The sequence below is a fragment of the Microcoleus vaginatus PCC 9802 genome, assembly GCA_022701275.1.
In the GTDB taxonomy this organism is placed as follows: Bacteria; Cyanobacteriota; Cyanobacteriia; order Cyanobacteriales; family Microcoleaceae; genus Microcoleus; species Microcoleus vaginatus_A.
In genome coordinates this window covers 1,871,366-1,896,482 of record CP031740.1, presented here as the reverse complement: position 1 = coordinate 1,896,482, position 25,117 = coordinate 1,871,366, and the positions used below count along the sequence as shown (strand labels likewise).

Genomic DNA, 25,117 nt, shown 5'->3' with positions numbered 1-25,117 from the left:
GGTTAAGATTATGATATATCTTTTTGGCTTCCTGATGGAATACTAACAATTAATAATTGGTTATTGAGAAGTGACCGTAGGGAGGGCATTACCCACCGCTTGTGTCGCCCCAAGGGAGAAAGTAGAAAGCAGAATTTAAAACGCCTATTAATCCAAAGAAAGGGATTTGAGGGCAAAAAATGCCAGCGCGATCGACCGATTTTAGCAACCCGCTTACCGCCGATCTTCGTCTGGGGAGCATTGTAATTTCTTTACAGAGGCCAGTATAGTACAACTCGGCGATCGCCCAACCAAAAAGCGATCGCACTCAAAGAACTATCGGACTAGAAACTAAGAAAGCGATTTCAATAAGCAATTCAATCGCTTCATCGGGGCGTAATAATTCTACAATGTCGATAGTCTTTAAAGGCCATCGGGGGAATTACAGCCTTAAATGTCATATTTGTGCTGCATTTTACAAACTTTCCTGCTCCTACTAAATAACTTTATTTGTGAATACTTTGACTACTAAAATAACTGATAGAAACAGAACACAGCATGATACTGAGACTATTGTTTCTTTGAGATTTGGTGATATGAATACGATAAATCCCTGCTCTTTAATCAAGGCTGAGAAGCTTGAGACACAAAATGGCATGAGATATAACCTGAATGTCTGCCAATGATCTCTTTTGCCTTTACTAGAAGAAACACTTAGCATCAGACCCGTACCGATTACAACACTTATACCAAGGGAATTAATCCATATCTTAAGCGAAGTATCGAAATGAAAACAAACAACTACAACATACCAAATGAGATAGCACCAGAGAATAGCTTTATCTAATTTGATTTCGTAAAGATATTGACTCAACCATTTCATAGGCCTAAAAAGGCTTTTACCTTTTCAATTTTTTTGATGAAGACGACCCGGTGGATTGAAGAATTAGGGAGGGAGAGCAAAAGAGTCTTCTAACGAGACAAAGCGATTCTTTTTAGCTCCTAACCATGTCGCTCAACGATTTTGCAGAGTGCTTTGCCAGAAACAGATTTCATAGAGATAACTCAATTAACTGTTTCTCCGGCGCCAGTTCATTTTGTTGATTGACGACTTCAAGCCAACCCTGAACAGCATCTTCAAGCATCTCTAACAATTGTTCCTAACTCTCTCTATGTGTAGCAACCCGGAAGTGCTGGAACTGAGCCGCACCATAGGCCATCTTCTTGCCAGATAATCGCCTTGATATTCATGATTAATCTATCATAGCTATCTGAACAGGATTTTAGCGCATCGCTTCAAAACTTGCTCCGGCGCGATCGCCCGCAGGTAATTTTGAAGTATTTGGTATTGAGTATTGCGATCGCTAGCTAACGGCACATCAAACAAAGTGAAAAGACTCTATTGAGTTAGTTTCAACTGAGATATTGCACCATTCTCGCTTAACAGGCTTTTCGACCTCTTCCAAAAAAAGTGACTTTTTTTGTGGGCCGTTGCTCTTGTAGCCCGCCCATGAAAGGGTTATTGCAACTGGTGCCAGATATCAGTTCTAATGAGTTGTTGTGATCAAGAGTGCGATGGCTAGCAACCTCAACTGATTGCCTCAATCTTTCACCGCTACATCAGCTCGATCTGAGAATTTTTATCACTAGAAGGAAAGACTAGGTATTTGTTTTTTAGTGAGTGTAAAAATTGCACTTGTATCACAATAGGATTACCCCTATCTGCTGGTTATGGAAATAGATCGTGTGCCATTTCTGAATCGCCTCCGGCGCACCATGTCCTCTGCGGAAGCTTGGGGGTTTAGTGTGGTTGGATATCTGATGTGGTTTACCTTAGCGCCGTCGATGCAAGCAGAAATTGGCTCCGCATCGCTGTTGGTTTGGATTCCTGGTGTTATCGTCGGAATTCTGTTTAACCTTCAAGTTCAGAGTTTGGGTGAGAAATATCCAGATGTATCTGGAGGAACACCAAATTACATCACGCGATTGCTCCATCGTTACCCTGCCCTTTCCCGCTACTTGGGGATTGCCTACTACTTGGGGTGGGTTTCCTTTCCGCCCATTAATGCGATCGTCCTCACAAACTTGATTCAATTCCATTTAGAACCGATGGGGCTGAATATTCCAGAAAAAGTGTTTGAGATCGGTTTTACTGCGATCGCTTACTTTTTAGCATTCAGTGGCACCCGCGCCGTCGCCATTCTTCACCTATTTTTTGTCTTTCCTTCGATCGGCTTTTTACTCCTCTTTTGCGTTCAGGGTTTAGGCTGGCTTGCCTTTTCGCCCCAAAGCCCCGGACTCTTGCCTAGCAGCATTGATGCCATCAGTGTCCAGGACTGGCTGAAATGGTACTTGTTTGCCGCTTATAGCTTCTATGGCTGCGATACAGCTTCATCCTTTGTAGCAGACAGTGTGCACCCAAAAGACACCCTCAAGGCGTTGTCTTGGGTTGCCTGGTTCATGCCTCTGGTGTTTGTGGGTGGCAGTTTACTGTTGGTGCAGTTGGCAACCGCTCCCGGTTTAGAAGGCAATTTGTACGGCAATTTCTTGGTGGCTGCCAAGCCTTTCTGGGGAGACGCTGCCCCTGCCATAGTCACATTGCTGGTTGCGGCTAGCTCTTTGTTGGGCTCTGCGACTAGCGTTTGCAATACGCCCCGCATCCTTTTCCAACTCGCGCAGGATGGGCTGTTGTCTCCCGGATTTGGCGCAGCGTCCCGTCGGGGTGCCCTAGAACCCGCGCTGCTGCTAACCTTTATCTGTAGTTTAGGGTTTTTAGTATGGGGCAACACCACTCGAATTGTCGTGGTGTCAGGGGTGAGTTTTTTCATTTCTATCATGGGGTTCCACTTGGGGCTGTGGATGCAGCGCAACGATCCAGTCGTGCGTTGGGGGCGACTATCCTTAGCATTACTGGTGGTGGAGTTCATTTCCCTCGTGGTGGGTGGTTTTGCCTGGGGATGGATGGATTTTTGTCTCGGATTGCTGTTGCCGTTAGTAGTGATAGCGATCGACGCTGCGATTCTGCGGATTCCTTGGGCATCTTTGCATTTACCGTGGTGGGATCGACTCCATACCAAGCCAGTAACTCCTCCTAAAAACGAATACTTTGTGGTGCTTCAGGTCGCAATTTTGATTGCGCTGATTTGTGGTACAGCGACGATCAGTTGGCTGATCCGCTCCAGGCTGCGGGTAGAAGCCGGAACCAACAATCCCTATCTGCTGATGATTGTGTTGATGACGCTGGCATTTGTGGGAGTGGCGATTGCTTGCTGGACAACTCTGCCCCAGGTTGCTGCGATCGAAGAACTAGCAATCTCCTCGACCGCGCAAGCAAAAGAACTGGAGACGACCCTAAACGAACTGAAAAAAGCTCAGATGCACGTTATCCAAAGCGAAAAAATGTCTAGCTTGGGACAGTTGGTTGCGGGAATTGCCCATGAAATCAATAACCCGGTCAACTTCATCCACGGTAATCTTACCCACCTGGACGAATATACCCAAAATCTGCTGCAGATGATCGAACTCTATCAACAGCGCCATCCCAGCAACGATCCAGAGGTGCAAGCAATGGCAGAGGAAATCGATTTGGAATTCCTCACTGAAGATATCCAAAAGATAATTTCATCTCTAAGGGTAGGAACCGAGCGAATTCGCGGTATTGTCGTCTCGTTGCGAAACTTTTCTCGTATGGATGAAGCAGACTTCAAATATGTTGATATTCATGAGGGAATTGAAAGTACATTGCTGATTTTGCAACACCGCCTCAAAGATAAACCAGAGTGTCCAGCCGTGGTAACGATCAAAGACTATGGCAATTTGCCGAAGGTGGAATGTTTCCCCGGACAACTCAATCAGGTATTCATGAATATTTTGGTTAATGCCCTGGATGCCCTAGATGAGATGAATACCAAACGCTCCTATCAGGAGCTTAAAGACACCCCGAACCAAATTAGGATTCGGACTTCTGCGATAGACAATCAATGGGTGGAGGTGGCGATCGCTGACAACGGAATCGGTATGCCAGACACAGTGAAGCAGCGCATTTTTGACCCATTTTTTACCACCAAAGCCATCGGTAAAGGTACGGGTTTGGGGATGTCTATTAGTTATCAAATCATTACTGAAAAGCATCGCGGTAAAATCAAGTGTTTTTCTACACCTGGATCAGGCACTGAGTTTGTGATTCAGATACCCATTCGGCAACAGATAATTTCAGCACTCCCGATCGCTGCTGAATCTTAACCACTTGGCGTTCAGTGCAGCCCTCAAACAATCTGAGGCGGTACAATAATCAATCCGGGTGTCAATTACGGCAAACTGCTCGATCTGAAGCCGTAAGAATCTTAGAAGCGCGATCGCCCTTGACAAATATCGCACTCTTGGCAGAACAATAACGCTAGAAATTAAGAGAGCGATCGCAATACCGAATTGAAGGGCGATCGACCCACTGGTAATTTTGAAGTATTGGGTATTGCGATCGCGACCTAACGACTTGGTTCAGTAGCAGACCGCCCCCCAATACCCCGAACACACAGGTAGAAACAGAGCGGCCTTTCCGCTGCACGCTCATTGTTCGGCGACTGTTGATAACTTCTAGCTCATTTGAGCGAGGTTAATCAATTGTGCCAAAGTGGATAAGTGCTGCGCGGATCGCGATGAACCACACCGCGAGCGTGGCAAATAGGTAGAGGTAGAACCGAAGTATGATGAGATTGAATGTGCAATGGACAGCACTATGCAATGTGCGAAACACAACGAAGACCCACGCGGCGTTCACATACACTGTATCCACCTGCTTTGTGATGAAGAGGTATAGGACAAGCGCATAAAAAATTATCGGGATCTCGAACAGGTTCTTTAGGTTATCCGATGGATTGGATACGTTTGGTGGCGATATCTGCGCCAGTGTGCCTGGTACAGCCAGTTCGTTCGGGCCGAGCTTTAGACTGGTGATAAAACTGATACGGCGGATGTACATATACACCTAGACTAGGAGTGTTAGAAACACGGTTGCAAAGAAGGGACTGAAGATTGCATCTTGCGTCATTTCTATCTCTCAACTTTGATTATTTTCATAGTTGCTGGACGATAAAGTGCGCGATAGACGATGTACAAGGCTGGAAGAAACATAGAGCAACGCACATCCAATCAGAGGATGAAGTACCTCTAGGTGAAGAGGAGTTTTGAGATGAATGCTGGCAAATTGTAGTCCAAGCAGCACTGGCAAACTTGTGGCGAGATGTCGTATTCTGCGTGAGAAGGGGGCGATAAACGACCATCCCAGTAATACTAATGACAATCCACCATACCCTCGCACTAGCCAAACATGAATATTCCACCATGCAGGATTATTGAAGTAGGCAACTCCAACCGTCAATAACTGAGCAATTAAGCAGACATTAAAGACTATTGAAGTTGCGTAAAAGCCGATCGGCATCCAAGGTGTAGGATCGCGATCGATTTCCAAATCTGTTGTCATGTCAAGTTGTTTTTGAGATTATAAGGGTAATATAAACTGAGTATTGCAATGCTTCCAGACCTCGATCGGGTACTCTTTTTGACACCATGACCATGAAAAGTCCCTTGCAGCTTTTATTTGAAGCGATCGACCAGGTGAAGGACGAACAAGATTTGCGATCGCAAGTCCTACCCAAAATCGGTGAGTATTTTGCAGCTAAACGATGGGGAATCTTTTTCTTCGATCGGCTGCCCTTGGTAGATAGTAATCTTCAGAAAACACTGCAAATTGGACTATCAATCGAACATAATCCTGTTGTGCGTTATCTAGTGGAGCGTCACGCTCCTGTCCATGAAGCATTGGTGGCATCTCCCAAGGTTTGGACAATGATTTGTCCCCGTCCCGATCATTGGCACGTGATGGCGGGGCCGATCGTAAATAGCGGTAAATTAGCGGGTGTAGTGGGCTGTACCCGAGAACAGTCAATGCCCGCCTTTGATACACAAAATCTAGCCGATTTGAGTGCGATCTGTTTGCACTTGTCTGTTTGGGCTGCAACAGTGCGCGAAGCGAAGCTATCCGGTAGGGAATCGCAACAGCAACCTTTCAAGACCTCACGCCTAACGCCTCGTGAATTGCAAATTGCCGAATTGGTTGCTTTGGGGCGAACCAACGCAGAAATCGGGAGGGAACTTTGGATTACTGAGAATTCAGTGAAGCAAGCTTTGAAGCGAATGTTCCGTAAGCTTGAGGTTTCGTCTCGTGCAGAAATGGTGGCACAGCTTTCCGCGACCAAATATAATTTGCCAAGTGTAAAAAGCTCTCCATCCAACTTGATGCAGAACACTCAGCAATAAACTTAACGCTAGAAACCCCGAGAGCGATCGCACGTTCATTGAAGGGCGATCGCTCTACTGATAATTTTGAAGTATCGGGTATTGCGATCGAGTGTTGGAAACTAAAATTCATCAAATGAATGATTAGATATTAATTTGTAGTTGGCGGGAACTATTGATTTCGTCCACCACACAAGTATCCCTTCACGGTGTCTTTACTTGCACCCACCCCACTCGGAAGCGTAAAGATTATTTCAACATTTAATAGATTGCTTTGCCAATTGAGGCAAATACCTCAATTCGCAAAGCACGCTGAAATGCTGTGGCGGGATTTTCGGATTTCATTACACCTAAGTTCAGATCCGTGCTGAGAGTCTTGATACCCTCGCGGGGCAAAATGGGTCGTAATTGGGAAAATGCTCTCTCTATCGATCACCCCTCAACCTGAACACGTGCAGAAAAGGCGGCACCATTCAAAAAGTCCCCCTTTTTGTGAAAGCTTTCCTCGCAGGTTGTGGCAACAGCGGGGGTGGCTAAACATATGAGAGCTAGAGTCAACACCAGCGATCGCATATTAGCTTAGTTTGAAGAATGAAACGAAACAATCATCAAGATTATGATGAACCATCATAGAATTGTTTGGCAAGTAATGCAAATACCTTTGATGGTTTTTAGCATGAGTTGCAGTCCGGTTAGTATTCGCTGCTATCCTAGCAACTATACAAACTAGAATAATTAAGGGTAAAGACTAAAAGAGCGATCGTACTTAATTGAAGCTCGTACTGAAGAGAAGGCCGATTTAATGCTGGATTCTCATCCTCCAACAACATTTCACTCGCTTCACCTAAGTTCGCTTGTAGGCCATCTAAAGTTTCTCATTGAGAATGCGCTCTCTTAGAAACCGGCAACATTGACTACATATAAATTAGTGTCAGGGTCTTTCGGAACCACCGCAGTAAACGTTCTCATCAATTTAAACTCAAACCGCTTGACTTTCAAGCAATATCTAATAAAATTAAGTTTAGCATATCTATCATCTACCATACGTGAAATCACTTAGAGAGACGCTCAATGACACTACCTAGAGATGCAGCAAGTTTAAATCAAATACAGAGACGCAAGAGTCTAGCATTTGGATGTTTCGCACTTAGGTAATCAGCAGCGTGTAAACCATTTTCATCAACTTTATAGTCGCCTGTTTCTATATCAATGATTACCATCCTACGAACATTCTCTTCTAAGTTAATTTTTGGGCGGATGCTGCTCTCATACAAATGTTTGGCACGAGGCGGGACTTCTTCACGACTCCAAAGGATGGTTTGCATCCATTGCCCTTTTTTGTAACTTTTGATCCTGTTACCGACGCGGGCTGTATTACGCGAATTCACCAGGTTTCTGGAGCGAGTTCTTGGGTTTTACCTGCGTGATACTAAGCCCGTCGCGCTGCAAGTTTGGCAAGAGCGTTGGGATAACAAGTATATGCGGGTTCCCCTCTGGGCTCATCTTCAAGTTCTTCCATAATCGCATCTTGCTCACTTACAGACCAGGTTTTCAACTTAGCGACGATCGCGCCCTCAACTAACTCAGCTATGGTTAGCACACTCTTACAATAGACCTCTTAAAAAAGTAGGCAAGGCGATCGCGACCTGTACACTGTTAAGAGCAATGATCGCGCCCGGTCGAATTGCTACAAATAGGTTGTAGTAGGATGTATAATCCTAAGTTGGAATAATTCAGGCTGAGACAGATAATGAGCTACTGGGATGTAAAGAACCTGAGTTATCAAAACTTTAAGCGTCTGTTCGGAGTACGTCCAGAGAACTTTAAACAGATGGTTTAGATAGTGCGATCGCAGAATTTATCGGAATGGGCTTATCCAAGCGCCAATCCTTGGTTTTCCAACTTCCGCACAGGTATTATAGTTATAGTTAAAGATTAGACAATAATGCACTTTAGCATTGAAGGAGCGGACAAAATATTGGCACTTGCTAACAAGCTGATGCTCTGCTCGTTTAATCTTTCCCAACAGGCGATCGAAGATCGCTGTCTCAGGTTCCCATCCATCAATTCCCCACCCGAATAATCGGACCAATCGAAAAAACGAATATGAATACCACGCTGCCCGGTTACAAACTTTTATCGTTGCCCCTTCATGAAGGTGTCAATACAGTTATTTATAGCGGCGTTAGGGAGTCCGACCTAACTCCGGTTATAGTAAAAACCCTCAAACCCGAGTATCCCACAATAGAAGAAATCGCACGATTGAGGCATGAATATAAAATTGTCAAAACTATGAATCTAGCCGGGATTATCAAAGGTTACTCTGTGGAAAAGCATAATAACGGTCTGGCGCTGATATTAGAAGATTTTGGAGGAGACTCCCTGAAAAACCTAATCACGGCTAAACACCTTGAAATCAACGAATTTCTGAGTCTGGCAATTCATCTAGCAGAGACCCTAGCTCAACTGCATGAAAATAAGATTATTCATAAAGATATTAAACCGCAGAATATTATTATCAACCGCAAAACTGGTCAAATAAAAATTATCGATTTTAGCATTGCCACGCACCTAGAGCGAGAAAACCAGATTCTCAGCAGTCCCAACTTGCTAGAAGGCACCCTTGCCTATATGTCCCCAGAACAAACCGGGCGGATGAATCGATCAATTGACTACCGCACCGACTTTTACTCATTAGGTGTCACCTTTTATGAAATGCTAACTGGAAAGCTGCCCCATCAAGCCACGGACCTCCTGGAATTAATTCACTGCCATATCGCTAAAAGACCAGTGCCGCCCCATCAGCAAATCGGTGAGATTCCCCAAGCAATTTCTGACATTGTAATGAAATTATTAGCCAAAACGGCTGAAGACAGATACCAAAGCGCTAGGGGGCTAAAAGCTGACCTAGAAATATGCCGTCATCAACTGCAAGCGAATGGGAAAATTGACAAATTTCCAATCGGTAAGAGGGATAAATTTGGACAATTTATCATCCCGCAAAAGCTCTATGGTCGTGAGCAAGAAGTAGCCACTTTGATGGCAGCCTTTGAGCGAGTCTCCGGCGGTACCAGCGAAATGATGCTAGTGAGCGGTTACTCAGGGATTGGCAAATCTTCCTTAGTGAATGAAGTTCAAAAACCGATTCTCAAGCAGCGCGGGTATTTTATCTCCGGTAAATTTGACCAATTAAAGCGAAATATTCCTTATGCTTCTTTGATTCAAGCCTTTCAGGGCTTGATGCGGCATCTGTTAACAGAAAGTTCGGAAAAACTAGCGATTTGGAAAGAGAAACTCTTAGAAGCTTTAGGGTCAAATGGCCAAGTCCTAGTAGATGTCATTCCCGAAGTCGAACTGATTGTCGGTACTCAAGAAGCTATTCCCCAATTAGGGCCATCTGAATCCCAGAATCGCTTTAATCGGGTGTTTAAAGAATTCATTCATGTATTTACTAAACCCTCACACCCGCTCGTCGTATTTTTGGATGACTTACAGTGGGCAGATTCGGCATCGCTCAAGTTGATTGATTTGCTGATTTGTGACCCGGACAGCCAATATTTACTGCTGATGGGAGCCTATCGAGATAACGAAGTTAGTCCGACCCATCCGTTGATGCTGACGTTGGAGGAGATTCAAAAGAATGGGGCGGTTGTAAATAATATAATCCTCCGTCCTTTGGATATTAGCAACGTCAGCTTGCTGGTAGCAGATACCCTCAATGAGTCTTCCGCTCTGAGAAACCGGGTTTCTGAATTGTCCGAGCTACTTTTCAATAAAACGCAGGGCAATCCTTTCTTCTTGACTCAGATGTTCGCTACTCTGCATCAAGAAAAGCTATTGACCTTTGATTTCAGTGCTGGGTGCTGGCATTGGTCATTGAACCAAATTCAAGCGGTAGGCATCACAGATTATAATGTCGTCGAACTGATTTCCAGAAATATTCAAAAACTCCCGGAAGAGACGCAGGATGTCTTAAAGTTAGCCGCCTGTATTGGAGACAAATTTAATTTAGAAGTTCTGGCTATTGTCAATGAAAAATCTGAGTCGGAAACGGCCGCTGATTTATGGGAAGCGCTTCAGGCTGGCTTGGTTTTGCCCCTGAGCGAAGCCTACAAAATCCCTCTCGTTTTTACCTCAGATGAAATGAGCAGGGAAGTAAAGGAGAGAATAGCTCCAGATTCTCCTCTGCTATTATCCTCACCTGCCCCTTTGCCTTACAGCTATCACGCGCCTATCGCTTACAAATTTCTCCATGACCGGGTGCAGCAAGCGGCGTATTCTCTTATTCCGGAATTTCAGAAACAACAGACCCACTTTAAAATTGGTGAACTGCTACTAGAGCATACTCCAACAGAGGAGATTGAAGAAAATATCTTTGAGATTGTCAATCAGTTAAATGTTGGGGCTGACTTCATCACCAATCAGGCAAAAAAAGATCGTCTAGCCCGATTAAATTTGATAGCAGGCAAAAAAGCTAAGGCCGCAACAGCTTATGAAACTGCTGTCACGCAACTAAGAGTAGGGTTAGAACTCTTGGCAGAAAACAGTTGGCAGAGTAACTACGATCTGACACTAGCACTCTATGTAGAAGCGGTGGAAGCAGAATATATTAATACCAATTACGAAAAGTCAGCAATTCTTGCTGAAGTTGTTCTGCAACAAGCTACCACCCTGCTGGAAAAAGTGAAAGTATACGAGCTACAAATCCAGTTTTATATGGCTCAAAATCAGATGTTAAAAGCCATTGATACTGGGATGCAAGTGCTGGATATGCTGGGTGTTTCCTTGTCAAAGGACGAGGGTAACGGGGGTTTTGTGGTTGAGTTGCCAGATATCGCAGACTTAGACAATCTCCCAGAGATGACAGACCCTTACAAAATAGCGGCTTTAAGTATACTGACTTCTCTTATTTCTCCTGTTCTTGCTGCTAATCCCGCAATTTTGCTCCCACTTGCAGTGACTTTGGTTAAAATCTGCATGGAGTATGGATATTCCTCTATTGCTGCTTTTGCGTATGCTTTTTATAGTTTAATACTGTGTTCGGTAATAGGGGATATAGATGCCGGATATCAGTCTGGTCACTTGGCATTAAAGTTGTTGAATAAATTTAATGCAAACTCGCTTAAATGTAGAGTTAATCAATTATTTTATGGCTTTGTTATACACTGGAAAGCGCCAGCTAAACAAGCTTTACTCCCCTTACTGTCAGCGTTTCAAAGTGGACTGGAAACTGGAGATATAGAATATGCCGGTTATTGTGTTACTGTCTATTGTGCGAGCATATTTTTGACTGGCGAACGATTAGATATTATAGAAGAGGAACAAGAGCAATATCTTGATTTAGCGCTCAAACTAAAACAAGACTATTCTATCTATTACATCCAGATATTTCACCAAGTGACGCTAAATCTTCAAAATGAATCTGAGGCCAAATGTCAGTTGGTTGGCAAAAGTTTTAATGAAACACAAATGTTGCCTGTTTTTATTGAAACTAACAATACAATTTTGCTGTTTATTACTTATCTAGCTAAGACAATTCTCTTATATCTCTTTAAAGAACCAAAGAATGCCGTTGCCAATGCCAGTTTAGCCGCCGAACACGCAGTCAGCGTGATGGGAATGGTAGTTAGTGCTCCTCACAACTTCTATTATTCCCTCGCTCTACTCGCTGTTTATCCTCAAGCTTCAGACGCCGAACAACAGCAATACATCAGCTTAGTTGAAGCTAATCAAGAAAAAATGCAGAAATGGGCATTTCATGCCCCGTCTAACTTCCAGCATAAGTACGAGTTAGTGGAGGCGGAGAAAGCGCGGGTATTGGGTAAAATTGGCAAAGCGATGGAGTATTATGACGCTAGCATTCAAGGAGCCAGAGAACAGGGATACATTCAGGAAGAAGCCCTAGCTAATGAACGCGCTGCCGAGTTTTATTTCTCTCGCGGCAGGGAGAAGATAGCGGAGATTTATTTGACGGATGCTTACTATGGCTATGTTCGCTGGGGAGCGAAGGCAAAAGTGCAGGATTTATCAGAAGAATATCCTGAATTTTTCTCGCGAATACTGACTAAAGAAGCCCCCAGATTCGACGTATCGCGGACGACCAGCTCGACGACTACGGGGAGTTTTGCAGCACTGGATTTCGCCTCTGTGATGAAATCTTCTCAAGCTATTTCTGGCGAAATTGTTCTGGAAAGTCTGCTTTCTAAGTTATTGAAAATTGCGATTGAGAATGCTGGGGCTGAAAAAAGCTACTTAATTTTAGAAAAAGATGGTCAACTGGTGGTAGAAGGGACGGCAAGCATAGATAATAATGAGGTAATAGTGCTGCAATCCCCACCAATAGAAACGAGTCAAAAATTGCCGTTTTCTCTCCTCAATTATGTGGCTAGAACTCAGAAAGATGTGGTCTTAAATGATGCGAGTCAGGAGGGGATTTTTACCAGGGATAGCTATATCGTCCACGCCCAACCCAAGTCTATTTTATGTATGCCGATCGTCCATAAAGGAAAGCTCATTGGTCTGCTTTACTTGGAAAATAATCTGACAAGGAGTGCGTTTACTCCCGATCGCCTGGAAGTTTTAACCGTGCTCTGCTCTCAAGCGGCGATTTCCTTGGAAAATGCCCGACTCTATGCCAATTTGTCTGAGGCGACTGACAACCTGAAACAAGCCAATGAGCAATTAGAAGATTACAGCCGGACTTTAGAACATAAAGTGGAAGAGAGGACGCAGGAATTAAAGGAAAAAAATCTGCTCCTGAGCCAGGAAATTCGCGATCGCGTGCAGATAGAGCAAGCTCTGCGAATATCAGAAGCGCAATTAAAAAAACAAGCCGAACAACTAGAGCTTTCTTTCCAAGAACTCAAGCGCACCCAGACCCAGCTAATTCAGACTGAGAAAATGTCCTCCCTCGGACAGATGGTGGCCGGGGTGGCCCACGAAATCAATAACCCGATTAACTTCATATATGGCAACCTGAGTCACGTCAGAACATACAGTGAAAACATACTAGGACTGGTGAAACTCTATCAAGAACAATACCCCTATCCCACAGCAGCGATTGTTGAGGATATTGAGGCAATCGAATTAGATTTCTTGATGGAAGACTTACCCAAAGTGCTGGATTCGATGAAGGTCGGGGCAGACCGAATTCGCGAAATAGTCCTCTCCCTGCGAAACTTCTCGCGACTGGATGAAGCGGAAATGAAAGAGGTCGATATCCATGAGGGCATTGATAACACCTTATTGATTTTGCAGCACCGACTGCAAGCCAAATTAGACCAGTCTGCCATTCAAATAATTAAAGAGTACGGCCCGCTGCCCCTGGTGGAGTGCTATGCCGGCCAACTGAACCAGGTGTTTGTAAATTTACTGGCGAATGCGATTGACACTCTCAATGACCAAAGGGGGCCGCGGGCGATCGCAATTCGCACCTCAGTGGGGTATGGGGAAGAAGAAAAATCCCCGATTTCCAATCCCCCCATTGCGGAAAGCTCTACATTTTCTTCGGCTGAGGTGGATTCCTCCAAGCTCGGTGCGACCCGCAAAGCTCCCCAATTTGTTGTGATTCGCATTTGCGACAATGGCCCCGGTATGACAGAGGAAGTGAACCGGCGGCTGTTCGACCCGTTCTTCACGACGAAACCCGTAGGGAAGGGCACGGGTCTGGGGCTATCAATCAGCTACCAGATTGTGGTAGAAAAACACCGCGGACAGTTGAAGTGTGTTTCTCATCCCGGCCAGGGAGCAGAGTTCATCATTCAGATTCCTATTCGACAGAACTATCAAAAATTGGCTTTGCAAAGCCAAACCCGATGAGTAGTTGTTATTGCTATTTCCTGTAGTTCTAAACAGACAATGATCAGCTCTAGTGATGAATAGACATCTTAAAAAAGTCTGGGCGCAATTCCTTATAGGCGCCTCTAATTCTATTGATATTTATGAATCTTTTAAACTGGATTGAGTTCATAATTATAAATTATAGCTATCAGTTACACTGTAAATAGGTTACCTCACTTACTCCGGGCGATCGCCCTTGACAAATATCGCACTCTTAGCAGAACAATAACGCTAGAAATTAAGAGAGCGATCGCAATACCGAATTGAAGAGCGATCGACCAAATGGTAATTTTGAAGTATTGGGTATTGCGATCGCTTACCGTCGCAACTCCTTCAGTCCATCAAGGCTCGTTTACAAAGATCAAGTCCTTGAGCTAAGCATTGTTCTCGCCACTTGCGAGATATGGGTGCAAACATTTCTACCAACTGGTCTTTTGTCCATTCATAGCTTTGGTCTGACTTACCCCACCAGTAAGCACGATTCTCCGCCCGCAATGCCTTCAAGACTTTAATCGTTGAGTAAGTGCCAAATTCTGCAGTTAGTAAATCATAGCGACACTCTGGTAGAAGAGCTTGGCACCAAGTTTTTAATCCACCGCGAATTGGATATGACACACCTTCTGTATTGTTCGGTTCTATTGTTTCTGCTCCAAATCGTTGAGCTAGTCTTGAACAAGATTCTGATGTTGCAGATCCGTCAAGCAAAAGCTTATAAGTTCCCCAGCGTCCTAAACCTGTGTGGAAATCAATATGCACTACCTCTGAAGCATTACCAATCCATTGGGGCAAATTGCTAGCTAGAATCTCTTGAGTTTTGGATGCAGCATGGCCACCAAAAAAAAGTCCCTTTGGAAAATCGTATTGCCCTACAGGAAAAGTGTTTCTCAAACTGGTCATTCCATATCTCAAGATCAGCCAAATAGCTTGAAAAATATAAGGTTCAAAGCGTGATGGAGGTAAAGTAGGATTTAGAAACGAATTGAGTTTAGGATAGTCCTTTGGACTGCCATCAAAAACTTCTTCAGATAATAAAAAGTTACGGTTTAAGTCTATGTTGTTTTCATTCCAACGTCGTCGCCATGCAAAACCATAAGGATTCAGAGCATGAATAAATACAACCTTAACATCAGGTGACAAGGATGTGAGGAGTTGCTGCTTTTCTAACAAGGTAAGTTGGATTGCAGATCCCAAAAAGCCTTCTACTCCATGCAAGCCACTAGAAATGACTACACATCGTCGTGGGTTTGAAGAACCACCGATCGCCACATCAATAGTTAATTCTTCACCAGTTGGACTAACCCGATCAATGGGATAGGCTGTGTGCTGATAACCAAAAGATGAAGATGCTGCTCGAAATCGCTCTCGTGCAGTAATGTAGTTGGGTGAAAATGCTTCTGAATAGCTCATAAATCTTGATTACCCACCCGTAGCTTTACAACTATGCCTCAAAAGATAACTTACACGGCATAACTATTAATTATATTGTAGTTGCGGTCTAACACTCCGATCGCCCTTGACAAATATCGCACTCTTGGCAGAACCATAATGCTAGAAATTAAGAGAGCGATCGAGCGTGAATTGAAGGGCGATCGACCGCAGGTAATTTTTAAGTATTCGGTATTGTGATCGATCGAAGGATAACGGCAGAGTTGAGCCGTGGCAAATAAACTTAAAAACTAGACGAAAAAGCTCTCAATATTATTCCGATCCATCGTCTTGTTATCCTGCTGGCTGCTCAACATATTATTCGTAACTCACCTAGCAGCCATTTGCTACAGCAGAAAATCTAAACACTTACCAACGTTTTCATGATAATCCCAATACTCTTCTTGTGTAACTTCCCAAGCAAGGCTATCATCAGAACCAGGATGCGAAATACTATTAGAGTTTCTACGATCAAACAAATTTCTGATCTTTATACAGATCTCATGTGGAACATTATTTAAATGAAGAAATTTAATCACATCATTAACATCATAATTTTTATTAATTGCATTTTCTTTCTTTATACATACCGCATGAATTTCATTAAGCAGATGGTTAAGCGCAACAGAATAAGAGCTTTCTTTTTCACTTAATACTCTCAATCTAGTTTGCTCAATCACCTCTGGCATTACTGCAATTTGATGCATTTGCATACAGGCTAACCTATAATATCCAGGGCTACTGCAATTAAGTTTTCCCTCAATGAATACATCAATAATATCATTCATATGAGCATTTTGTTTGAGCTTCCAAAGTAGTTTATCCTCGCCAAAATTGGTCTGAGATAAAAATTTAATTATCAAATCTGCATCGCTTATTGTAATAATATTTTTACGAAGGCAGAAATTCTTAAAATTATCTAGAGATACTTCATCTTTAAGAAGAACAACTAGGATTTCAAGAGGCTTAACCTTAACTAAATCAAAGTTAAACTTATTGAATATAGAGCGTATTTCTTTTTTATTTTCTGGTTTGTTAAGAATCTGTTCTACGCTCTTATCAAAAACTGATTGTAAAATTTCATCTTGAGTTGAACTATCTCGATCTCGTATGAAGTAGTCTTCAACTCTCGACTTTTTAATTTGTCTTAATTCTTTAAATACTTTATTTAGCTTTTCTTGTGGTGTTTCAGTGCTGACTTCAGTCTCTTTGCTTTTATGTTCTTCCTCTTTTTCACTAATATTAGTGTATTCATCGCTAGGATACGCTCTACGAATTTTTTTAAGAAGTTCTTCTTTTTCATCTTGCTTTGCCATGCGATAGAGCCTCGTCTTTAAGTTAAGCTTAAGATTTAAGCGGCTGTATAAAAGTTCCGAAATTTGAGATGCTATTGAATGAATTAGAATACCTTGATCTTCATGGCTAATCCCATGCTTAAAGGTGATCGATATATAAATGTCATCTGTATATCTGATAATTTTATAAAAATCAATAATAGCGGTACAGTTTTTCAACACATCATCTATAAGTAAATCGCCAAAGACTAGATACAAGTAACCAATAAAGCTAGATATGACATTGTTATCTGACTGAGGAATGCCAGAAGATTTTCCGTTAGCAATGAATTGAAATAGACAAACAATTTGTTCACGTGTGAAGGAGTCATATGCCATACTCGCCTGCATACTGGGTTTTACATAAGTATGCAAAAAATGAAGTAACTTTGGAATTGATATTTCGTTGAAATAGTTTTCAATATCTAGCTGTAAAATAAATTTGTCTTGATTTCCGCTTATGGTTTCTTCTTTAATTCTTTGTTTGAATTGTTCATGAAAGCTACGGTAGTAAATGTTTGTTGCTGTAATTTGTAGCTCGTGAGCTTTATAATTTAGATTGCCTCCATAAAAAGCTTCTATTCTGTTTACTTTTTTATGAGTCTCAATTATAAATTCCTGCGAGAGCTTTAGTAAGTAAAGCCCAACTGCATAGTAAACCGCTCGCATTGGGTAAGTAAAAAATTTATAGTCACGTAGTCCAAGACCAGTTTTAGGTATTACATAAGAGAAGACAGCAAATTCTTTTTTTAAGCCATAAAAGAGGCTACTTGCTATCTTAGTTTGGAAATAAGTTTGAGGCTCAGCATCTAGACAGGCTGCATCAAGCTTTTCATAATAAAACATACTTAAAGTATTGAAATGCCTGTTAGATTGCTTTTGCTTAATTTCAAATCTTAAAAGTTTCAAAGCATCTTGCCAAAGCTTAAAATCTATGAAGTAGCCAAGTTGAGTTTTTCTTTTATCTGTCATTTTTTAGGAATCTAGTAGATGAGAGGTCTTGAAAGCTTTAAAATAAGCCAACATTACTGAGATTCTAACCTTGATTTGCCTCGATCGCCCCACCGAAAAAAAATAGAAAACCCCCAAAACCTATCTTTACAATCGTTTGGGGGTTTTCTTGCTAAATCCAGTTCAAATCACAACTTACTCGGCTCGATCGCCGGAGCACGCAGAGACAGAGTTTTATCCGTAGCAGCCTTAGCCACAAGCGACGGCACAGAATCGCGCAATTTTGCAGTCAACTGTACAGTAGTCGCATCGTACACCTGAGTCAGCATCTTCGGATACAAACCAATGCCAATAATCGGCACTAACAGAGCCGCAATAATAAACACTTCTCGCGGTTCCGCATCCACCAATTCCTCGTGTTCCGACAATTCCTTATTCTCAGGGCCGTAGAAGATTTCACGCAGCATCGACAGCAGGTAAATCGGAGTCAAAATCACCCCTACAGCAGCTAGAAATACCACACAAACCTTAAAAACAGGATTGTAAGCATCGCTGGTTGCAAAACCTACAAACACCATCAATTCTGCTACAAAACCGCTCATTCCCGGCAAAGCCAAAGAAGCCATAGAACAAGCAGTCCACATGGCGAAAACCTTACGCATTTTCTGTCCTACACCGCCCATTTCGTCCAGCATGAGCGTGTGAGTGCGATCGTAAGTGCAACCCACCATAAAGAACAAACTCGCCCCGATTAAACCGTGGGAAACCATTTGCAGCATTGCACCGCTAACACCCAAATCGGTAAACGAAGCTATCCCGATTAACACAAACCCCATGTGCGAAATCGAAGAATAAGCAATTTTCCGCTTCAAATTTCGCTGAGCAAAAGAAGTTAATGCCGCGTAAACAATGTTAACCACACCCAAAATTACCAAGATGGGTGCGAAGGTAGCGTGAGCATCCGGGAGCATTCCCGCATTCATCCGCAGTAAAGCGTAGCCGCCCATTTTTAGGAGAATTCCTGCTAGCAACATGTGGGCGGGTGCCGTTGCTTCGCCGTGAGCGTCAGGGAGCCAAGTGTGCAGTGGAAAAATCGGCAGTTTGACGCCGTAAGCTATCAAGAAACCTGTGTACAGGAGCAATTCTACATTGGGGGCGTAATCTTTAGCTGCGATCGCCCGCATATCGAAAGTCACAGTATCGCCGTAAAACGCCATCGTCAGCCCGCCCAGCAAAATAAACAGCGAACCGCCTGCGGTGTATAGAATAAACTTAGTTGCTGCGTAGAGGCGTTTTTTGCCGCCCCAGATTGACAAAATCAGGTAAATCGGGACTAATTCCAGTTCCCAAACTAGGAAAAACAGCAACATATCCTGTACGGCAAAAACTGCGATTTGGCCGCCGTACATTGTCAGCATCAAAAAGTAAAAAAGCTTCGGTTTAAATGTGACCGGCCAAGCTGCTAAAGTAGCCAGCGTAGTAATAAAACCAGTCAGCAAAATCAGCGGCATCGATAAACCGTCAGCACCCACAGACCAATTCAAATCGAGTTGCTGCACCCAAGTATAACTTTCTACCAGTTGCAAATCTGGATTGCTGAAGTCGTACTGAGTGTAAAAAGCGTAAACAAGTAGGGCAAAGTCGATCAAACCCACAATTAGGGCATACCACCGCACCGTCTTGCCATCCTTATCGGGAATTAAAGGAATCAGCAAGGACGCAGCAATGGGAAACAGAATTGTTGTTGTTAACCAGGGAAAGTTAGCTGTATCCATTGCGTTTTAAAATGATCCATCAGTTATTAGGTTTAAACACATTTTGGCAATTTTAGCCTAAATTTTATACTTTCTTTAGACGGAACATTTTTTTTTGCTATTATTTGGACAAATTATGCGATCGCAACAGTGAATTTTAATGAAAGATTTATTTCTACTAGCTAATTGTCAATTGTGATTTATTAACCTAATACCATTTCTTCAAATATCTCCTAGTGGGGATACGGCAATGCCCAAAGCGTGTAAACTTAAGCCTAAAAACTTTTGTATCTTTCGTTGCTTGCCCAGTTCAGATCCCCCTAAATCCCCCTTAAGAAGGGGGACTTTGAGAGAATACTCTTGTTCCCCCCTTATCAAGGGGGGTTAGGGGGGATCTAGACTTCGAGACAAACAAGAGATACGGTCGGTTTGACATTAAGTGGGCACCAATGGACCAGGCCGTGTCCCTAAAGATTTAACTAACTCCAGAAACGATCGCAAAACCCAGAACTGCGACAAACACAATCAGGGCATAAAATTGAGCGCGACCGCTCTCAAAGTATTTCAAACCTTCGCCGCTAACCAGGGTGATAAGCCCTGTTAAGTTTACGACACCATCGACGACTCGCAAATCCACTTCCATGACTTGCCGCGCTAAACGGCGGCTGCCTTTGACAAAGAGAAATTCGTTGATATCGTCGAGATACCACTTGTTAAGGGAGAACTCGTAAAGCGGTTTGATTTTTTGGGCGATCGCACTTGCGTCAATTTTACGGCTCAAATACATCAGAGAAGCCAAAGTAATGCCCAGCAAAGCAATACCTACAGAGCTTCCGCCCATAATCAAAAATTCCGTCAAATTGAACTCAGCAGCGTGTTCCAAAACTTCTTCGAGAGACTCGCCAGGAGCGCGAACAAACTGCTCGAAATAATTGGCAAACGGCGTACCCAGAAAACCGATAAACACAGAAGGTACGGCCAGCAACACTAACGGCAGAGCCATTGTCAGAGGAGATTCGTGAGGTAAATGGTCCTGTTCGTCGTGACTTTCGCCAGTTGATGCCAATTCCTTAACGTTCATCGCTCCGGGGCCGAAAACTAAACCCGGTTGCAGAAGTTGCTGTTTGATAGCATTGTTATTGCCCCGGAATTCGCCCTCAAAGGTGCTGAAATACATCCGGAACATATAAAACGCGGTCATCCCCGCCGTCAGCCAGCTAACAGCCCACAGAGCGGGATTTGCTGCGAAGGCGCTGGCGAGGATTTCGTCTTTTGACCAAAAACCAGCAAACGGCGGAATTCCGCAGATTGCCAAATTTCCGATTAAAAAGCAAGCAGAGGTAATGGGCATATACTTCCGCAAGCCGCCCATGACTCGCATATCTTGAGCGAGAGCGGGGTTGTGGCCTACAACTGCTTCCATCCCGTGAATGACTGAACCTGAACACAGGAACAGCATTGCTTTGAAATAAGCGTGAGTCATCAAGTGGAAAAGTCCGGCACTGTAAGCGCCGACCCCCATTGCCATCACCATGTAGCCGAGTTGGGAGATGGTGGAGTAGGCGAGGCCTTTTTTGATGTCATTTTGGGTAATCGCGATCGAAGCACCCATAAATGCCGTAAAACAGCCGGTGCAGGCGATCAAATTCATGACTGCCGGCAGCCCTTCAAACACCGGGTACATCCGAGCGATCAGGAATACGCCGGCGGCTACCATTGTTGCGGCGTGGATTAAGGCCGAAATCGGTGTCGGGCCTTCCATTGCGTCTGGCAGCCAGACGTGGAGGGGGAATTGAGCGGATTTGGCTGCTGGTCCCAAAAATATGAGGACGCCGAAGATTGTCGCCAGAGTCGCCGAAAGAGCACCGGATTCGACTAAGGAGTGCAGGCGTTCGCCCATCACGTCAAATTCAAAGCTGCCGGTGGCCCAGTAAATGCCGAGGATGCCCAGCAGTAGGCCGAAGTCGCCGACGCGGTTGGTGACAAAAGCTTTTTGGCAAGCGTCAGCAGCGGGTTTGCGATCGTACCAAAATCCGACTAGCAGGTATGAACACATACCCACGAGTTCCCAAAAAATGTAAATCTGAACGATGTTCGGGCTGATTACCAGACCCAACATCGACGCGCTGAAGATGCTCAGGTAGGCGTAAAAGCGCACGTACCCGTCATCGTGAGCCATGTAACCGTCGGTGTAAATCATCACCAAAAAGGCGACCGTGGTTACGATCGCCAGCATCACCGACGTTAGGGGGTCGATAATATAGCCCATATTCAGCGAGAAGTCGCCTGCAGAAGCCCACTGAATACTGCGGGTGTAGGGTGCGTGGCCCTGTAGTTGACTCCACAGCAATGCGAAAGAGAGTACCATTGACCCTCCGAGTGCGGAGACGATTAATATCGCATTCGCTTGTCGGAGTTTGTTGGTTGCCTGGTTAAAGGTGATTAAGCCTAGACCTACTAGCATTGCGCCTGCCAGCGGCAGGACTGGAATCAGCCAAGCGTATTGATAAAGCAGTTCCATGACTGATAGGTAGTTTAAAGTTTCTACTAGATATTGCCACAATTCTTTACAAATTGTGGCACACGCCTGCCCGACTGGGCATAAATGCTTGATTTTTTTTGAAGTATGCCGAGTTGGGCGCGTTATCGATTTGGGTTTTTACACATTAATGTCCCAGAAATCCCACCCCGACAGGGGTCGGGATGAATCAATGCGCCGGAGCGGTCGATCGCGATTACCCCAAGTTTAGAATCGAATCTGTAGTGGATGCGATGAATGTGGAACTGCGAACAGTTGCCGGTGCTGCATTTAAAACATTCGCTAAAATGTCGCCATTTGCTAACAAGATTAGCGTGTTTGCACCCTCCGCATTGAAATTGAGGTCATTAAGAGTGATACTGCCTGCGATCGCAATTCTATCCCCTTGATTTAAATCGGTAATTTGATCGGCGGAATTTGCATCCCGCCCCCCTGCCTCAACATCCGTTTTGATAATAAAAGTATCTATTTCGCCGCCGCCAGTAAGAATGTCAAAACCTGCATCGCCTAATAAAAAATCATTGCCTTCGTCGCCGTTGAGACTATCATTTTCTCTACCTCCCCGCAAAAAATCACTGCCACTTCCGCCGTCTAGACTATCATTATCTTGACCGCCGGTGAGCAGATCGCTGCCTTCATCTCCAAAAATTAAATCGCTGCCTTTGCCACCCCGCAGCAAGTCGCTACCAGCGCCGCCGCGCAGCACATCATTTTCAGCATTCCCATTAATTACATCATCATCTGATGAACCACTCACGGTATCGTTACCGTCTAAGGCTCGCACGCCGCCAGGAAATTGAGTCGCACTGTTTGGAGGTATTTGAAATAAATCATTGCCAAGAGTTAAGTCAAAAAAATCTCCGCTAGCGGATGCAGTCAATAACTTATTAAAAACGCTCAACTGCTCAAAGTCTGTGATAATTCCAGAAAGCTGGCGCACAAAATCCAGCGACTCCCGCGACGGAATCAAAATCATTTGGGTCAAGAACGGGTCGTCCTCAGTACGCAAAGCTTCCAAAACGCTCTCCAAGTTAACCACCTCAATCTTTATTGTGGCTGTCACGTTGGGCTGCTGCTGCTTAAAACGATCGACCATTCCCTGCAAATCCTCCTTGTTAAAAAACAAGGGAATTACCTCTTGCTGACCCCGCTGAATCGTCAAATAACCATTTTCCGGGCCACCTCTGGCAACAAACAGAGGTACACCGTTGAACTCGTTAACCTGTTGACCAGTCTGCTGAAGTACAGTTTTAGCCGACTGCACCTGCTGCGGAGCCGGAACGAAAGAAAATTGGATCTCCTCCGGCTTGCCTTTATTTGCTTGAGAAAGCTGGTAAATTTCGCTCAGCGACACCGGCATGACGCGCACCGACGCCGCCAACTGAGGGTTTGTAGTTTTCAGTTGATCGACAAAAGCTTGAGCATCCTGCTGGCTGATAAAAATTCCTGTCACCGAATCATTGCCGGTTTGACCCTGACCTTGTTTGGGAACAGAAGCGATGAGGGGCGCACCAACCGCATCTGTAATCACAAACACGGGCACCGAGCGCAGCTTTTCGTCAATTTCTGTATTAGACAGTGCTAATGCTTTGAGATTTCCCGCTTCGGAGGCAGCGAGCAAGTCAACCTTAACTAAATTAGACATGGTGGTATTAACCCCTGTTAAATTCGTTAAATCTTGTACTTACCGGCACAATAGCTGTTATATCCCCGAATTTTTTAAGAAGTCGGGGCTCTAACAGCTATGGGACTTAAAGATGTTACCTGTTGGCGACTTCCTGAAGTTGCAGCCGTTGAGATGGGGAAGCTACGTGAGCCGCGAGCATCCAGGAATCCAGAGTCCGCCGCAGTTCCTCGCGTCCTTGGTAGTCTTCCAATCTAAATCGAACTTTATCGCCCTCAAACAAAATCAGCGTGGGCAGACTTGTCAGCCGATAAGTGTGGGCTAACTTGAAACATTGATCGGCATTCACCCCTACGAGCTTGACTTTTTCTGCCCACTGTGCCTCAAAAGTCTTAAGGGTGGGGTCGATCGCGCGGCACAAACCGCACCAAGGAGCCGAAAAGTGAACTAAAACGGGGGTAGAGGCTTGAAACACCTCTTGTGCAAAAGTGCGTTCGCTAACCGACAACACCATGAGCCCTCAAAATTTAATAATTTTTTTTCTATCCTAGGGATCATGCTACCAGTATATGTTCCTAGTTACACGCATCAAAAAAGGATGAATTTCCCACAGCAGGCCCGTAAAAAGGACAACCCCTACATAGGAAGGGCGCAGAAACTCAAGCAAATCAAGGGTTTGACGCTTTTGTAGGATTGCCAAAAAAGGCATGATTGAGGTTCGAGATTTGATGGTTTCAAAGGATTCTCCAAAACGAGCCTGAAGCCGCTTGTCGCCGTGCCACACTCCGAACAGGTGGTGAAGTACCAAACCGATGGAAGTGACGAGGGTAAAGCTAGTGCCAATCCACAGGGTGTGGGCCACGCACCAAATCACTTGTCCCACCATTTGCGGGTGACGGGTGATACGAATGATGCCAGTTTCGTAGAGGTGAACTTGGGGCTTTTGGACGGCGGCAATTTCTAGGAGGTTGAAAGTTGCTGGGTACAGAAACAGAAAGGAAATTGCTGACAGTATCCAAACTGCGGGTTTAACTCCGGGGACGCCCTGTACTTGCCAAAGCTGTACGCCGTCGTAGCGGTGGTTGAAAAAGTAGACAATCAGAATGACGGCTAGCGGCAAACTGACAAGGGCAAAAAAAACGCGGTAAAGTCTAGGCCCGATCAGCTTTTCACCTTTGGGCCGGAGGGCTGCTAAACCGCTGTGGGCGATCGCAAAAACCAGTAACAGGCCCAGAATAACTAAGTGGGAGTCGAGCGCCAAGTCGATCGTCATTGCAAATATTAAGAAAAGTTATTGATTCTCGGCCAATTTGTGTCACAAAGTATCTATGGGAGCATTCAGCGGTTATCAGTCATTAGTCATCAGTCATCAGTCATT

General features: G+C 44.3%; 14 protein-coding genes and 3 pseudogenes. 3 read left to right on the top strand and 14 right to left on the bottom strand.

What is annotated here, in order from left to right:
• Nucleotides 1–88 precede the first annotated feature (88 nt).
• From D0A34_07835 to D0A34_07825, 3 genes and pseudogenes are all read right to left on the bottom strand, one after another.
• Entirely contained in the window at nt 89–307 is a 219-nt protein-coding gene (locus D0A34_07835) for a hypothetical protein (protein UNU18798.1), read from the bottom strand.
• A 168-nt stretch (nt 308–475) separates the two neighbouring features.
• A complete protein-coding gene (locus tag D0A34_07830; protein ID UNU18797.1) occupies nt 476–862 on the bottom strand; it encodes a hypothetical protein in 387 nt (128 codons plus the stop codon).
• A gap of 169 nt (nt 863–1,031) precedes the next feature.
• Nucleotides 1,032–1,230: pseudogene (locus D0A34_07825) on the bottom strand (type II toxin-antitoxin system HicB family antitoxin).
• 480 nt (nt 1,231–1,710) lie between these two features.
• Between D0A34_07825 and D0A34_07820 the strand changes: the two are divergent.
• On the top strand, nt 1,711–4,221 hold the full coding sequence (locus tag D0A34_07820; protein UNU18796.1) for an amino acid permease: 2,511 nt from the start codon (nt 1,711–1,713) through the stop codon (nt 4,219–4,221).
• Nucleotides 4,222–4,591: 370 nt separating this feature from the next.
• On the opposite strand, the pseudogene D0A34_07815 reads toward D0A34_07820, so the two are convergent.
• Nucleotides 4,592–5,026 (bottom strand): annotated as a pseudogene (locus D0A34_07815) (hypothetical protein).
• A 9-nt stretch (nt 5,027–5,035) separates the two neighbouring features.
• Nucleotides 5,036–5,458, bottom strand: a complete 423-nt coding sequence (locus tag D0A34_07810; GenBank protein UNU18795.1) for a hypothetical protein — start codon at nt 5,456–5,458, stop codon at nt 5,036–5,038.
• Nucleotides 5,459–5,550: 92 nt separating this feature from the next.
• Between D0A34_07810 and D0A34_07805 the strand changes: the two genes are divergently transcribed.
• Nucleotides 5,551–6,294, top strand: coding sequence for a LuxR family transcriptional regulator (locus D0A34_07805; GenBank protein UNU18794.1), 744 nt, complete (start codon nt 5,551–5,553; stop codon nt 6,292–6,294).
• 791 nt (nt 6,295–7,085) lie between these two features.
• Here the strand turns inward: D0A34_07805 and D0A34_07800 are convergent.
• Together D0A34_07800 and D0A34_07795 are read right to left on the bottom strand one after the other, a co-directional pair.
• Nucleotides 7,086–7,242, bottom strand: a pseudogene (locus D0A34_07800) (type II toxin-antitoxin system HicB family antitoxin).
• Between the two features lie 134 nt (nt 7,243–7,376).
• Nucleotides 7,377–7,598, bottom strand: coding sequence for a hypothetical protein (locus D0A34_07795; protein UNU22215.1), 222 nt, complete (start codon nt 7,596–7,598; stop codon nt 7,377–7,379).
• 781 nt (nt 7,599–8,379) lie between these two features.
• Between D0A34_07795 and D0A34_07790 the strand changes: the two genes are divergently transcribed.
• Nucleotides 8,380–14,091 (top strand): GAF domain-containing protein, encoded by a 5,712-nt coding sequence (locus D0A34_07790; GenBank protein UNU18793.1) that lies wholly within the window; start codon nt 8,380–8,382, stop codon nt 14,089–14,091.
• 354 nt (nt 14,092–14,445) lie between these two features.
• On the opposite strand, the gene D0A34_07785 is transcribed toward D0A34_07790, so the two are convergent.
• The 7 genes from D0A34_07785 to D0A34_07755 form a co-directional block, all read right to left on the bottom strand.
• A complete protein-coding gene (locus tag D0A34_07785; protein ID UNU18792.1) occupies nt 14,446–15,519 on the bottom strand; it encodes a DUF2817 domain-containing protein in 1,074 nt (357 codons plus the stop codon).
• Nucleotides 15,520–15,884: 365 nt separating this feature from the next.
• Nucleotides 15,885–17,843, bottom strand: a complete 1,959-nt coding sequence (locus D0A34_07780; protein UNU18791.1) for an AbiA family abortive infection protein — start codon at nt 17,841–17,843, stop codon at nt 15,885–15,887.
• A gap of 167 nt (nt 17,844–18,010) precedes the next feature.
• Nucleotides 18,011–19,597 carry an NADH-quinone oxidoreductase subunit M gene (locus tag D0A34_07775; protein ID UNU18790.1) on the bottom strand — a complete coding sequence of 529 codons (1,587 nt, stop codon included), beginning with the start codon at nt 19,595–19,597 and terminating at the stop codon, nt 18,011–18,013.
• Nucleotides 19,598–20,051: 454 nt separating this feature from the next.
• Nucleotides 20,052–22,097, bottom strand: a complete 2,046-nt coding sequence (locus tag D0A34_07770; GenBank protein ID UNU18789.1) for an NADH-quinone oxidoreductase subunit L — start codon at nt 22,095–22,097, stop codon at nt 20,052–20,054.
• Nucleotides 22,098–22,311: 214 nt separating this feature from the next.
• Nucleotides 22,312–23,760 carry a hypothetical protein gene (locus D0A34_07765; GenBank protein ID UNU18788.1) on the bottom strand — a complete coding sequence of 483 codons (1,449 nt, stop codon included), beginning with the start codon at nt 23,758–23,760 and terminating at the stop codon, nt 22,312–22,314.
• 115 nt (nt 23,761–23,875) lie between these two features.
• A complete protein-coding gene (locus D0A34_07760; protein ID UNU18787.1) occupies nt 23,876–24,253 on the bottom strand; it encodes a thioredoxin in 378 nt (125 codons plus the stop codon).
• 45 nt (nt 24,254–24,298) lie between these two features.
• A complete protein-coding gene (locus D0A34_07755; GenBank protein ID UNU18786.1) occupies nt 24,299–25,012 on the bottom strand; it encodes a hypothetical protein in 714 nt (237 codons plus the stop codon).
• Nucleotides 25,013–25,117 lie beyond the last annotated feature (105 nt).